12 protein-coding genes are annotated in these 13750 nt (G+C 65.1%); 2 read left to right on the forward strand and 10 right to left on the reverse strand.

Annotation, left to right across the window (positions count from 1 at the left end):
• Window positions 1–6 precede the first annotated feature (6 nt).
• The 5 genes from HGB41_RS04225 to HGB41_RS04245 all read right to left on the reverse strand — a co-directional run bounded on the left by HGB41_RS04225 (window position 7) and on the right by HGB41_RS04245 (window position 7070).
• Window positions 7–870, reverse strand: coding sequence for an STAS domain-containing protein (locus tag HGB41_RS04225; RefSeq protein ID WP_171081358.1), 864 nt, complete (start codon window positions 868–870; stop codon window positions 7–9).
• 208 nt (window positions 871–1078) lie between these two features.
• The gene (locus tag HGB41_RS04230) at window positions 1079–4225 is read right to left on the reverse strand and encodes an efflux RND transporter permease subunit (RefSeq protein WP_171081360.1); all 3147 of its coding nucleotides are present in this window, start codon (window positions 4223–4225) and stop codon (window positions 1079–1081) included.
• 12 nt (window positions 4226–4237) lie between these two features.
• The gene (locus HGB41_RS04235; protein WP_171081361.1) at window positions 4238–5419 is read right to left on the reverse strand and encodes an efflux RND transporter periplasmic adaptor subunit; all 1182 of its coding nucleotides are present in this window, start codon (window positions 5417–5419) and stop codon (window positions 4238–4240) included.
• Entirely contained in the window at window positions 5416–6651 is a 1236-nt protein-coding gene (locus HGB41_RS04240) for a TolC family protein (RefSeq protein WP_171081363.1), read from the reverse strand. Before HGB41_RS04240 ends, HGB41_RS04235 begins: the two co-directional genes overlap by 4 nt.
• Window positions 6652–6740: 89 nt before the next feature.
• A complete protein-coding gene (locus HGB41_RS04245) occupies window positions 6741–7070 on the reverse strand; it encodes a hypothetical protein (protein ID WP_171081365.1) in 330 nt (109 codons plus the stop codon).
• A 90-nt stretch (window positions 7071–7160) separates the two neighbouring features.
• On the opposite strand from HGB41_RS04245, the gene cadR reads away from it, so the two are divergent.
• A complete protein-coding gene (cadR, locus tag HGB41_RS04250) occupies window positions 7161–7568 on the forward strand; it encodes a Cd(II)/Pb(II)-responsive transcriptional regulator (protein WP_171081367.1) in 408 nt (135 codons plus the stop codon).
• A gap of 207 nt (window positions 7569–7775) precedes the next feature.
• Here cadR and pnp read toward each other — a convergent pair whose 3' ends face one another.
• Window positions 7776–9878: a polyribonucleotide nucleotidyltransferase gene (gene pnp, locus HGB41_RS04255; protein ID WP_171081369.1), complete on the reverse strand. Its 2103-nt coding sequence runs from the start codon at window positions 9876–9878 to the stop codon at window positions 7776–7778.
• Between the two features lie 181 nt (window positions 9879–10059).
• The gene (gene rpsO / locus HGB41_RS04260) at window positions 10060–10329 is read right to left on the reverse strand and encodes a 30S ribosomal protein S15 (protein ID WP_171081371.1); all 270 of its coding nucleotides are present in this window, start codon (window positions 10327–10329) and stop codon (window positions 10060–10062) included.
• A gap of 173 nt (window positions 10330–10502) precedes the next feature.
• Between rpsO and HGB41_RS04265 the strand changes: the two genes are divergently transcribed.
• Complete coding sequence (locus HGB41_RS04265) at window positions 10503–11003, forward strand: hypothetical protein (protein WP_171081373.1); 501 nt, start codon at window positions 10503–10505, stop codon at window positions 11001–11003.
• Here the strand turns inward: HGB41_RS04265 and HGB41_RS04270 are convergent, their stop codons facing one another.
• The 3 genes from HGB41_RS04270 to HGB41_RS04280 form a co-directional block, all read right to left on the reverse strand.
• Window positions 11004–11909, reverse strand: coding sequence for an alpha/beta hydrolase (locus HGB41_RS04270; protein WP_171081375.1), 906 nt, complete (start codon window positions 11907–11909; stop codon window positions 11004–11006). It abuts the gene before it with no gap.
• Window positions 11910–12015: 106 nt separating this feature from the next.
• The gene (gene pssA, locus HGB41_RS04275) at window positions 12016–12879 is read right to left on the reverse strand and encodes a CDP-diacylglycerol--serine O-phosphatidyltransferase (RefSeq protein WP_171081377.1); all 864 of its coding nucleotides are present in this window, start codon (window positions 12877–12879) and stop codon (window positions 12016–12018) included.
• A gap of 73 nt (window positions 12880–12952) precedes the next feature.
• Window positions 12953–13723: an SIMPL domain-containing protein gene (locus tag HGB41_RS04280; protein WP_171081380.1), complete on the reverse strand. Its 771-nt coding sequence runs from the start codon at window positions 13721–13723 to the stop codon at window positions 12953–12955.
• Window positions 13724–13750 lie beyond the last annotated feature (27 nt).

The raw sequence follows: 13750 nt of genomic DNA on the forward strand, positions 1-13750 counted from the left end.
CTGTACTTACGCCTTGGTGGTGGTGATGGTGGTGCCGGTGCGCTCGAGCGCGACCATGAAGGCGTCGGCCAGCGTGGCCTTGGTGACCACATCTTCGAGGTTCACGCCCAGGTGCACGATGGTTTGCGCAATCTGCGGACGGATGCCGCTGATGATGCAGTCCGCGCCCATCAGGCGGGCCGCCGCGATGGTCTTCATCAAGTGCTGGGCCACCAGGGTGTCCACGGTCGGCACGCCGGTGATGTCGATGATGGCGATGACGGCGCCGGTGTCGACGATCTTTTGCAGGATGTTTTCCATCACCACCTGGGTGCGCGCCGAGTCCAGGGTACCGATCAGCGGCAGCGCCAGGATGCCGTTCCACAGCTTCACCACCGGGGTCGACAGCTCCAGCAGTTCCTGCTGCTGGCGCACGATGATCTGGTCCTTGGTCTTCTGGAACATCTCGATGGTGAACAGGCCAAGCTGGTCGAGCAGCGTGCTGACCAGCCACGATGCACGGGCCAGGCCTTGCTGGTCGTCGGCGAAACCGTCGCGCAGGCGCGCGAACACCGGCTGCTTGAACGAGAACACGAAGGTCGCGGTGTCGCTCGGCGTCGAGCCCGACTTGGCGCGGGAGGACGAAATGTCCGCCAGCAGGTCGCGTACGTCGTCCCACGAGCGGTGCTCGATATTTTCCAGTTCGCCGCTGCGCGTGGCGGCAATGAAGGCGGCCAGGAACTGCCGGGTGTGCGTGCGCAGCTGCTCGCGCGATGCGCTGGTACCGCGGACCATCAGCGATTCGAGTTGTGCCAGCCATTCGGCGCCAATGGCGGCCTGTTCCTGCTGTAGCAATTGGCTGATGTGGCTCGCGAGATCCGTCGTCGTCATCTTCATTTCCCTTGTCGAATATTGGAGGTAGTACGACACCGGGCCCATGTGTGGGCCGGCGCCATTGGAATTCTGTCAAACGGCCAACTATACCATTCGGACTGTTAGATAGATGGCACTGTTGAATTGATTGCAGGACAAATTTGCTTCCGCGCGAAAAGTCGTGGCACAGGCCTACGAAGATGCACCAAAGCGGTGCATTTCCAGGTCATGGCTGTCGTTTCCCGGGCTCCCCGTCTCGCCGGTGCGCGAACTCATAAAGCAAGGGCAGCAACAGCAGCGTGAGCATGGTGGACGACAAGATGCCGCCGATGACGACCGTCGCCAGTGGCCGCTGGACTTCCGCGCCGGTACCGGTCGCCAGGGCCATCGGCACGAAACCCAGCGAAGCCACCAGCGCCGTCATCAGCACCGGCCGCAGCCGTCCCAAGGCTCCCTCATGGATGGCGGGAACCAGCGGCCGGCCCGCCTCGCGCAGGCTGCGGATGAAGGAAACCAGCACCAGGCCGTTCAGCACCGCCACGCCGGACAGCGCGATGAAGCCCACCGCCGCGGAGATCGACATGGGAATCCCGCGCATCCACAGGGCGAAGATTCCCCCGGTCAGGGCAAACGGTACGCCGGAGAACACCAGCAGGCCGTCGCGCAGGTTGTTGAAGACCAGGTAGAGCAGGACGAAGACCAGCGCCAGCGCCGCCGGCACCACCACCTGCAGGCGTTCGGCGGCCGCCTGCAGGTGCTCGAACTGCCCTCCCCAGGCTATCCAGTAGCCGACCGGGACCGCCACCCCGGCCTGTACCCGTTGCTGCGCATCGCGCACAAACGAGCCGATGTCGCGCCCGCGCACATTGGCTGTGACGACGACGCGGCGCTTGCCCTGTTCGCGGCTGAGCTGGTTGGGGCCGGGAGCCAGGTCGAAGCTTGCGATTTCGCCGAGGGTGACGAAGCGTTGTGTGCTCCCTTGCGTCGGCGGCAGCGGCACCGGCAGGCGCTGCAGTGCGTCGATATCGGCCCGCACCGCCTCCGGCAGGCGCACGACGATGTCGAAGCGGCGGTCGCCATCGAACAGCGTGCCGGCTTCGCGCCCGGCGGTCGCGGTGGCGACCAGCTCTTGCACTTCGCTGATGTTCAGTCCCATGCGCGCCGCGCGATCGCGGTCGACCCGGACCTGCAGCATAGGCAGCCCGGTGGTCTGCTCGACCTGGACTTCGCTGGCGCCCGGCACCTTGCGCAGCACGGCCGCCACCCCCTGCGCGGTGGCGTTCAGCACCTCGAGGTCGTCGCCGAACACCTTGACCGCCACGTCGCTGCGCACGCCGGAAATGAGTTCGTTGACCCGCAGCTGGATCGGCTGGCTGAATTCGTAGCTGTTGCCGGGCAGCTGGCCGAGTGTGCGCTGGATCGCGCCCAGCAGCTCGTCGCGGCTCTTCTTCGGCGCCGGCCATGCTGCTTCCGGCTTGAGCATGATGATCCCGTCCGCCACGTTCGGCGGCATCGGGTCGGACGCGATTTCGGCCGTGCCGATGCGCGCGAAGACGCGCTCGATCTCGGGGAAGCTGCGCATCAGGGTCGTCTCGATCTGCTGCTGCATTTTTACCGACTGGCTCAGGCTGGTGCCGGGCACCCTGACCGTCAGCACCGCCAGGTCGCCTTCGTCGAGTTCGGGCACGAACTCGGTGCCGAGGCGCGTAGCGAGCAGCGCGGACAAGGCCAGCACGATGCCGGCGAAGGCCAGCACCACCGGCCGGTTGGCCATGGCATAACGCAGGCAGGGTTCGTACAGGCGGCGCGCGGCGTGCATCAACCGGCTTTCTTTTTCGGTAACGGTCTTGCCGATGAAGAGCGCCACCGCGGCCGGCACGAAAGTCACCGACAGGATCATGGCGCCGACCAGCGCGGTGACGACCGTGATCGCCATCGGATGGAACATCTTGCCCTCGATACCGGTCAGCACGAAGATCGGCAGGTAGACGATCATGATGATCAGCTGGCCGTAGATGAGCGGCCGGCGTGCCTCGCGCGCAGCCTGGAACACTTCCTCGAAACGCTCGTCCAGCGTGAGCGCTCTGCCAAGGCGCACCTGCGCCGCGGCGATGCGGCGCACGCAGTTCTCGACGATCACGACCGCGCCGTCGACGATGATCCCGAAATCGAGCGCGCCCAGGCTCAGCAGGTTGGCGCTGACATTGGTGGCGACCATGCCGGAAAACGTGAACAGCATCGCCAGCGGAATGACCATCGCCGTCAGCAGCGCGGCGCGCAAATTCCCCAGGAAGACGAACAGCACGGCGACGACCAGCACAGCACCTTCGAGCAGGTTGTTGCGGACGGTCGCGATCGCGCGCTCGACCAGCACCGAGCGGTCGTAGACGGTCACCGCCTTCACGCCCTTGGGCAGCGTGCGGTTGATCTCGACCATCTTGCGGTCGACCGCGCGCGACACCGCGCGGCTGTTCTCGCCGATCAGCATGAACACCGTGCCCAGCACCACTTCCTGGCCATTCTCGGTCGCGGCCCCGGTGCGCAGTTCGCGGCCCACCGCTACCGTAGCCACGTCGCGCACGCGCACCGGCGCACCGCGGATGGTGGACACCACGATGTTGCCGATGTCCGCGATCGACCCGACCTGCCCCGGCGCCCGCACCAGGTATTGCTCGCCCTCGCGCTCGATATAGCCGGCGCCGACGTTCCCGTTGTTCTTCTCGAGCGCCCCGACCACGTCCGCCAGCGCGAGTCCGTAGGAGGACAGCAGCGCCATGTCCGGCGCCACCAGGTATTCCTTGTTGTAGCCGCCGATCGAATTGATCTCGGTGACGCCGGCGACGTTGCGCAGCTGCGGCTTGATGATCCAGTCTTGGATCTCGCGCAGGTCGGTCGGCGTGTAGGGGCTGCCATCCGGCTTCTTCGCGCCGGGCACCGACTCCACCGTCCACAAATAGATTTCGCTCAGGCCCGTGGCGATCGGGCCCATCGCCGGCACCACGCCGGCCGGCAGCTGCTCGCGCGCGTCCTGGATGCGCTGGCTGACCAGCTGGCGCGCGAAATGCAGGTCGGTGCCCTCCTTGAACACCACCGTGATCTGCGACAGGCCGTAGCGCGACAGCGAACGGTATTGCTCGAGATGCGGCAGGCCCGCGAGCAGCGACTCGATCGGGTAGGTGATGCGCTGCTCGGTCTCCAGCGGTGAGTAGCCCGGCGCGGGCGTGTTGATCTGCACCTGGACATTGGTCACGTCCGGCACGGCATCGATCGGCAGGCGCCCGTAGTTATAGATGCCGGCCATCGCCATCGCCAGCACGGCGACCATGACGAGCCAGCGGTGCGCGATCGCGCCCTGGATAAGTCGGTTGAACATGGCAGCTCCGTGTTAGTCGTGGTGTCCGGCTTCGCCCTTGCCCTGCTCCGCCTTGATGGCGAAGCTTCCCTGGGCGGCGTAGCGGTCCCCGGCATTCAGGCCGGAGACGATCTCGACGAAGCGGCCATCGGAACGCCCGGTCTCCACCACACTGGCGACGAAGCCCTGCGGCACACGCTTGTAGACCACCTGCCTGCCCTCGTGGGTCTGGATCGCCGCCCTCGCAACGGTCACCGGCGCCTGCGCGCTGCCGGTGACGATGTCGACGTTGACGGCCAAGCCCGGACGCCATGCACCCTGCGGATTGGCCAGCACCACGCGCGCCCGCGCCGAACGCGATTCTTCGCCGATCAGGGAGCTGACGAAGCTCACCTTGCCGGGCGCGGTGGTGCTGGAGGCGATCGAGCGGATGACGGCGTCGGTGCCGACCCGCACGATGTCGAGGTCCTTGGCGGGCACCACCACGTCGGCCCAGACGGTGGCGAGGTCGGTAACCGTGAAGATGCGGGTGTCGGCGCCGACGACTTCGCCCAGGGCGATGTGCTTTTCCACGACCACGCCATCGAAGGGCGCGCGCACCTGCAGCCGGTTCGACGAGGAGCTGCCTGCGGCGCCGGCGCCGAGCGCCGCCAGCTTCTGGCGCACCTCCTGCACGGCGATGTTCGCCTCAACCAGCTCCTGCCCGGCCTTCTGGTAGTCCTGGCGTGCGGAGATCTTTTCTTCCCACAGCGTTTTTTCCGATGCATGCACGCTGCGCGCATACGCGGCCCGTTTCTCGGCCACCGCCAGGGCGGCACGCTGTTCCGCGATCTCGGCGCTGGCCACCACGGCCAGCACCTCGCCCTTGCGCACCACCTGCCCGAGGGTGGCCGGGACGGCTTCCACTGCGCCCGCCGCACGCGGCGTGACGTGGGCGGTTCGGTCTTCATTGAGCGCCACCTGGCCCGGCATCCGGATGAAGGTATCGAGCCGCATCGGCGCTGCCGTTGCCAGCGTGATGCCGGCGCTGGCGACTTGCTGGTCGGTGAAGCGGACGATGCCGTCTTCGGCATGTCCTTCCGGGGCGTCGTCCGCGTGCTCTTCGGTTTTGGCATGGACGGTGGCTTGCGGGCGGTCCTTGACGAGGACGAAGGCGCCGAATGCGATCGCCACTGCCAGCATGGCGGCGATGATCCTGATTTGCTGCTTGTTCATGGGTTCTCCTGGGTCGAAGGGCCGACGAGCCGTTCGATATCGCTGGCCGCGCGATGGCTTTCCGCGACGGCTTTCAGGTATTGGTGCCTGGACTGGAAAAAGGCGCGCTGGGCATCGAGCACGTCCAGCATCCCGAACTTGCCGAGTTCATAGCCGCGGCCCGCGGCCTGGAATGCGGCCTGCGCGGCAGGGGCGATCTCGGCATCGATCATGGCGGCTTCTTCCAGCGCGGCAGTGAGCCGCGCATGCGCCTGGGCCAGTTCGGCATGCAGGCGCAGGCGTTCGGCCTCGAGCTCGTCGCGCGCCTTGTCCACCCGGCGCAGCGATGCGAGCAGCGCGCCCTCATTACGGTTGAATAGCGGCAGCGGTATGGCCAGGCCGAGCACCGCTTGTCGTCGATCGTCCGGGTATTCGCGACGGGTGCCGACGATCAGGGTCACGTCCGGCGTGCGTTTTGTCCCTTCGACCCGGGCCAGGGCCTGGCGGTGCGCGACCTCGGCATGCACGCGCCCGATCGCCGGCGACTGCGCGAGGCGTGCTTCAAGCTGCGCCAAAGGCGGCGCGTCAGGCAGATCAGCCGACATATGTGCCGGCGAAGTCGCGGCAATGTTGATATCGGCGGCCTTCCCGCCCCACAATGCCGCCAACCGAATGCGGGCGCTGGCCAAATCGCGTGCGGCCTGCAGCGTCTCGATGCGGGCGTTCGCCTGCGCGACCCCGGCACGGGATGCCTCCAGCGGCGCCGCCTTGCCCGCCTCGACCCGCAGCGCCGCCGCACTTGCTGCGCGCTGCGCCAGCGCCGCCAGTTCCTGCGCCAGCCGGTGCTGCTCGCTGGCCGCGACGGCCTCATGGAAGGCAGCAATGGCATCCGCGCGAACCTGCGCACGCAGCGCGTCGAGCGCTGCGATGGCGAGATCCTGCTCGCGCCGGGCCGCGTCAAGCCGCGCGGCGCGCTTGCCGCCCAGCTCAAATGGAATGCCTAGTTGCGCGGTCGTGGTGCGATTGGTCCGATCCTGCCCTTCGCGCAGGATTTCCAGTTCAGGATTGGGCAAGGCCCGCGCCTGCGTGATGGCGCCTCCCTGCGCCGCGACTTCATGCGCGGCGGCGCTCAATGCGGGGTTGGCCTGCAAGGCCAGCTTGATTGCGGCGTCGCGCGTCAGCGCGTCGGCGGCGCTTGCAGGAGCGACGACAATTCCCGCCACCAGGGCGAGTACGACAAGGTGATGCTTCATGGTCCGGCTCCGAATGAGTGGTCTATTCGGCGGGACACGGGCGCACTGCCCCAGGGGCAAGGCGCATGAATGGTTCCGGTCCCGCAGCGTCAGGCGCGGGCTTGCCGGTCGGGCGGGGGAACCAGGTCGGGGATATGGGACAGGTAGTGCGGACTGTCGAAGCGCAGCTCCGGCAACCTGGCGGGGTGCGCGATGTCGGACGCCATCGCACCCAGCGCGCTGCCGGCAAAATGATGGCAGCAGTCGCAGCCTTCGTCATCCAGCTGCACGCCGGCCTCGTCATCGCATTGCTGCTGCCACTGGTGGCAGACATGCTGGGTGGCCGCCTCTTCCTCCGCGCTGCAGCAGGCACCCGTAGCTGCCCAGACGAGCTGGAGCGGCATCAGGACGAGCAGCAGCAAGATGAACAGGCGCTTCATGGATGGCGGACGTGGAAATTCATATATGATCGACATTAGAAACCCTGTAGCCGCTACAGGGTCAAGCAAATCAAGCGAATCGAGGATGACATGCTGAAGATCGGCGAACTGGCGAAGCAATCTGGCTGCCCGGTGGAGACCATTCGCTACTACGAACGCATCGGGCTGCTGATGCCGCCGCAACGGGAGGCGAACAATTATCGCGCTTATAACGAGCGCCATGCAGAGCGCCTGCAGTTCGTTCGCCATTGCCGCGCGCTCGACATGGGCCTGGACGAGATCCGCGTGCTGCTCGACGTGCGCGACCGCCCCGAGCAGGAATGCACCGACGTCAACGAACTGCTGGACCGCCACATCCGCCACGTGACCGGCAGGATCGCCGAGTTGGCTGCTCTCGAAGCCCAGCTGCGGCAGCTGCGCGGCTGCTGCGTGGCGACGCAGGCGGCCAGTTGTTGCGGGATCCTGCATGCGCTGTCCGAGCGCGAGGCGGTGCGATGATACGGTTACTCAAAAGCGCACGCGCTAAACAAGTAGACGACTACGGTAGAGTTGCCGCGAATCGTAGGGTGGGCAGAATCTGCCCACCCTACGGGAATCGACGGATCACACGGTAGCGGGCGATCGCAACGGCCATAAAAAAACCGCCAGGCTCACGCACTGGCGGTTTTTTGATCGAAGCGGCGAACCGCTTCAGCTCAGCGCAAATTACTGCGCCGCGCCTTCGACCGGATCGGCAGCCTTCATCGACAGCTTCAGGCGGCCGCGCTCGTCGGTCTCGAGGACCTTCACGCGCACTTGCTGGCCTTCTTTCAGGTAGTCGGCAACGGCGTTGACGCGCTCGTTGGCGATCTGCGAGATGTGCAGCAGGCCGTCCTTGCCAGGCATGACCTGGACGATGGCGCCGAAGTCGAGCAGCTTGAGCACGGTGCCGTCGTAGGTCTTGCCCACTTCGACCGATGCGGTCAGCTCTTCGATGCGGCGCTTGGCTTCCTGGCCGGCAGCGGCGTCGACCGATGCGATGGTCACGATGCCTTCGTCGGTGATGTCGATCTGGGTGCCGGTTTCTTCGGTCAGCGCGCGGATGACGGCGCCGCCCTTGCCGATCACGTCACGGATCTTTTCCGGGTTGATGCGGATGGTGATCAGGCGCGGTGCGAAGTCCGACAGTTCGGTCTTCACGGTCGGCATGGCCTTCTGCATTTCGCCCAGGATGTGGTGGCGCGCTTCCTTGGCTTGCGCCAGTGCCACCTGCATGATTTCCTTGGTGATGCCCTGGATCTTGATGTCCATCTGCAGCGCGGTGATGCCGGCTGGGGTACCTGCGACCTTGAAGTCCATGTCGCCGAGGTGGTCTTCGTCACCCAGGATGTCGGTCAGGACGGCGAACTTGCCGCCTTCCTTGATCAGGCCCATCGCGATGCCGGCGACGTGCGCCTTCATCGGGACGCCAGCATCCATCAGTGCCAGGCAGCCGCCGCAGACCGAGGCCATCGACGAGGAACCGTTCGACTCGGTGATTTCCGAGACCAGGCGAACCGAGTAGGAGAAATCTTCAGGGTTGGGCAGCGCAGCGACCAGCGCGCGCTTGGCCAGGCGGCCGTGGCCGATTTCGCGGCGCTTCGGGGTGCCTACACGGCCGGTTTCGCCGGTGGCGAACGGAGGCATGTTGTAGTGCATCATGAAGTCGTCGGTGTACTCGCCCATCAGCGCGTCGATCTTCTGGCTGTCACGGGCGGTGCCGAGGGTCGCGATGACCAGCGCCTGGGTTTCGCCGCGGGTGAACAGTGCCGAACCGTGGGTACGCGGCAGCACGCTGGTGCGGATCTCGATCGGACGCACGGTGCGGGTGTCGCGGCCGTCGATGCGTGGCTCGCCGTCCAGGATCTGCGAACGCACGACCTTGGCTTCCATGTCGAACAGGATGTTGCCGACTTCGCCGGCGTCGGCGCTGACGCCCTGCGTTGCCAGGCCAGCCATGACTTCCGACGACAGCGACTTCAGCTTCTGCTGGCGCGCCGATTTTTCGCGGGTCTGGTAGGCGTCGCGGACCTTGGCAGCTGCCAGGTCGGTCACGCGGGCGATCAGTTCCTCGTTCTTTGGCGCCGGGTTCCACTCGACTTCCGGCTTGCCGCCTTCGGCCACCAGGTCGTGGATCGCGTCGATGACGACACGCATCTGGTCGTGGCCGAAGACGACCGCGCCGAGCATGACTTCTTCCGACAATTGCTGGGCTTCCGATTCCACCATCAGGACGGCGGTTTCGGTGCCTGCCACGACCAGGTCCATCTGCGAGGTCTTCAGCTCGGTGGTGGTCGGGTTCAGGATGTACTGGCCGTTCGCGTAGCCGACGCGCGCTGCGCCGATCGGGCCGCTGAACGGGATGCCGGCGATGCACAGCGCAGCCGAGGCGCCGATCATGGCAGGGATGTCCGGGTCGATTTCAGGATTGACCGACAGGACGTGGATGATGACCTGGACTTCGTTCAGGTAGCCTTCCGGGAAAAGCGGGCGGATTGGACGGTCGATCAGGCGCGAGGTCAGCGTTTCCTTTTCGGATGGACGGCCTTCACGCTTGAAGAAACCGCCAGGGATCTTACCGGCAGCATAGGTTTTCTCGATGTAGTCGACGGTCAGCGGGAAGAAATCCTGGCCCGGCTTGGCGTCCTTGCGTGCGACCACGGTTGCCAGCACGACGGTATCTTCGACCGACACGACGACGGCGCCGCTTGCCTGGCGCGCGATTTCACCCGTCTCCAGGGTGACTGTGTGTTGACCGTACTGGAAGGTTTTCGAAACTTTGTTAAACATGGGGTATCCCTTTCATTTTGCCGACAGATTTTCAGGAGCTGTCGTTCACCTCACCACAGGGCGGAGCGCTAGACGCCGCCATTTACTACCAACAACAAAACTGCACACTACTAAAACGAAAAATGCCCGCGACAGCTAGCTGGCGCAGGCATTTCCTGACTAAACCGTCAGACCCAAGCGATTACTTACGCAGGCCGAGTTTGGCGATCAGGTCGCGGTAACGGGTTGCGTCCTTGCTTTTCAGGTAGGACAGCAGGCTCTTACGACGGTTAACCATCATGATCAGGCCACGACGCGAGTGGTGATCCTTCTGGTGTGCCTTGAAGTGGCCGTTCAGTTCGTTGATACGTGCGGTCAGCAGTGCGACCTGGACTTCCGGCGAGCCGGTGTCGTTCTGGCCACGTGCGTTGTCCGCGATGATCGCGGCTTTGTTGATGTGTTCTACGGACATGATGTTACCTTTCACATGCGGTGCATGAGTCGAAACCCAGCGCACCGTGATTATCAAATTCCTGCCCAAAACGGACAGACCCGCCAGTATAGGGGAAAACCCGGCGTGCGGCCACTATTTGCCGCGGCCGGATGGTGCATCATGGGATTACACGCCGTTTGATGGAGGTTTCGATGAAATCATTAGTCAGGATTACAACACTTGCCGCGTTCGTTTTGCTGGGCGGCTGCGCCGGCATGTTGCGGCAGGCGCCGAACCTGGGCGATCCGGTGGCGACCGTGCAGCAGAAGATGGGCGCGCCGACGGCGGTCTACCAGGTGGGGGGCGAGCAGGTCTTCGAGTACGCGACCGGGCCGATGGGCCAGCAGACCTTCATGGCCCGCATCGGGTTTGATGGGCGCCTCAGCGCTTACGAACAGGTGCTCACCAGCGAGAAGTTCGCCACGGTCAAGGTCGATGCGGCGACCAGGGACGATATCCTGCGCACCTTCGGGCGGCCGGCCGAGACCTCGCGCGTGGCGATGCGCGATTACGAGGTCTGGTCTTACCGCTACAAGGAAGCCGGCGTCTGGAACTCGCTGATGCACGTGCACTTCGACCGCCAGGGGGTCGTGCGGCAAATGATGAACGGGCCTGATCCGCTGTATGACCCGCGGGACAGGCAGGGGCCGTGATCAGGGCGGCGTTGTTTGCGTCTTCACGCTGGCCGGCTGGCGCCCGCCATCGCTGCGCACGAAGGCTTCCACCGCATCGAGCGCCGGGGCCAGGCGGCGCAGCGAGGTCGATAGCGACGCGACCAGCGTGACGTGGTTGACGCCGTCGTAGTACACCTCTTGTACCGGGACCTGGGCAGTGCGCAGGCGCGCGGCCAGTCCGCCGGTATTGCGCGCCGGGTTGACCAGGTTGTCGGAGTTGGCGGCGATCAGCAGCGCGGGCGGCGCCGTGCTCGTCACGTGGTCGACCGGCTGCGAATCCGCCGGCGTGTCGGGATACAGGAAGACTGGACGCGTGGTGCGGTTCGTCACCGGCAGGAAGTCATACGGGCCGGCCAGGCCGATCCAGCCGCGCAGCACCTCCGGTTTGCTCCCCTGCTTGCCCAGCCAGCGCGGGTCCAGCGCCAGCATCGCCGCGTTGTAGGCGCCGGCGCTGTGGCCCATCAGGAAAATCTTCGCCGGGTCGCCGCCGCGCGCGGCGATCTCGCGCCGGGTCCATGCAACGGCCTGCGCCGAATCGTCGAGGAAATCTGGATAGCGCACTTCCGGATACAGCCGGTAATCGGGAATCACCACCACGAAGCCACGCGCCGCGAGGGCGCGGCCCACGAACGCATAGTCCTTGCGGTCGCCACTGACCCAGTTGCCACCGTAGAAGAAGACGATGACGGGGGCGTTCGCGGTGCCGGCGGCAGGCTGGTAGATATCCGCCAGGTGCCGGTTGCCGGGGGCGTAGCGCAAGCCGGTGCTGGTGCGGGCTTCGCCTTGTGGCGACACCGCGTTGACGACGGAGAGTGGAGAACAGGCGGAGAGCGCGCCAACGACGAACAGGGCAGCAGCGAAGACGGCGATTGCGGGTTTGGGCATCAGGCGGACCGGTAATGGTGACCGCCCGAGTATATGGCTGGGATCGAGGAAAGACGCGCACGGGACAAAGGAAAGGACGCGCCCTCCCCCTTGCCCCGGAAGCTCCCTAACGGCGCACGCTGTCGTCCGTCTCGTCGTCGTTCGGGATGATGCTCACCGGCTTGCCCTTGGCGAAGCGCCAGATGAACACCGCATAGCCCGACAAGCCATAGATCACGAAGATCGGCCACAGCACTTTCGGCGGGTCGATCGCCACCAGCGCGAAGGCCAGCGCAATTAGGAACACCACGATGAAGGGCACCGACTTGCGGAAGTTGACGTCCTTGAAGCTGTAGAACGGCACGTTCGACACCATGGTCAGGCCGGCGAATACCGCGATGGCCCAGCTCACCCAATCCACCTGGCGCGAGCTGATGTTGATGTCGGGGTCGGTCATCATCATGATGAAGCCAACCACCAGCGCCGCCGCCGCCGGGCTGGGCAAGCCCTGGAAGAAGCGCTTGTCGACCACCTCGATATTGGTGTTGAAGCGGGCCAGGCGCAGGGCCGCGCCCGCGCAATAGATAAAGGCCGCGATCCAGCCGAGTTTACCCAGGCCGCGCAGCGACCATTCGTAAATCACCAGCGCCGGTGCGGCGCCGAAGGACACCATGTCCGACAGCGAGTCGTACTGCGCGCCGAATTCCGACTGGGTGTTGGTCAGTCGCGCAATGCGGCCGTCCAGGCCATCCAGGATCATCGCGATGAACACGGCCCAGCAGGCATGTTCGAAGCGCTGGTTCATCGCCATGACGATCGCGTAGAACCCGCAGAACAGCGCGCCGGTCGTGAATGCGTTCGGCAGCAAATAGATGCCGCGGCCGCGCTCGCCCTGGATGCGGTCTTTCCGGCGTCCGAAGCGTTTCAGTCGGGAAAATCGTGGCGCTTTGGGCGCTGAGCCAGGTGGCCTACGGCGTGGAAAATTTGGCATAAGGTTCCATATTCAAGTAATGCTGTTTCCGCATTATAGAGGCGGAAACAGCATGTTAGCGAATCGCCAAGCTCTACTTGAATCGCACCTTGCCTACCAGACGCATCTGGAGGGTCGTTTCACCAGGTTCAAAACTCGGTTCCGGCATCTGGTCGGCCATTTCGCGCTTGGCGTTCATGCGCATCATCATCGGTGCGTTCGCCGCCTGCGCGTCGCCGGCATAGTTGCCGGAACCCTCGAAATCGACGGTGTCGAGGACGGCTTCGGCCGGGTTGCGCCCCATCGCGGAGGCGATCGAGACGATGCGCGCGTTCAGGTTGCGGTAAGTGGCGGCAATACGCTGGTCATCCAGTTTCTTTTCGGTCTCCGGGCTCAGGCCGAAGTTCACGCCGTTGATTTGCAGAACTTTTTGCGCGGCGGCGGCGGTTTTCGGCAGGTCTGCCAGGTTCTTCGTCGTTACTTCGAGGTATTGCCCCACGCGCCAGGCGATCGGCACCGGCCTGGCCGGCACACGGGTGGCCGGCTGCGGCATCGGCGGCACTTCGGGGTAGACCGGATAGGTGTAATAGCCCATGGTCTTGAGCTCCGCCCGCGGATCGGCGCGGCGCACGATGTCGGTCCCTTCCTTCATCTTGCGGTTGACGCGCGCGGCGGCGGCGTTCTTGTCCTTGTCGTGCTCTTCGACGGCGAAGCTGACGACGGCCTGGTCGTTGGCAGCTTTGACTTCGCCGAAGGCCGGGACCACGACCAGGGTGCCGGTGGTGGATGGCGCGGTGACGTTCTGCGCCTGGGCCTGGAAGGCGAGCATGAGCGCAGCGGCGACGATGGTTTTGGAAAGGTTCATTGTTGTTCTCCAGTGAGTTGCGGTTGT

Source organism: Telluria aromaticivorans, from assembly GCF_013003915.1.
GTDB lineage: Bacteria > Pseudomonadota > Gammaproteobacteria > Burkholderiales > Burkholderiaceae_D > Telluria > Telluria aromaticivorans.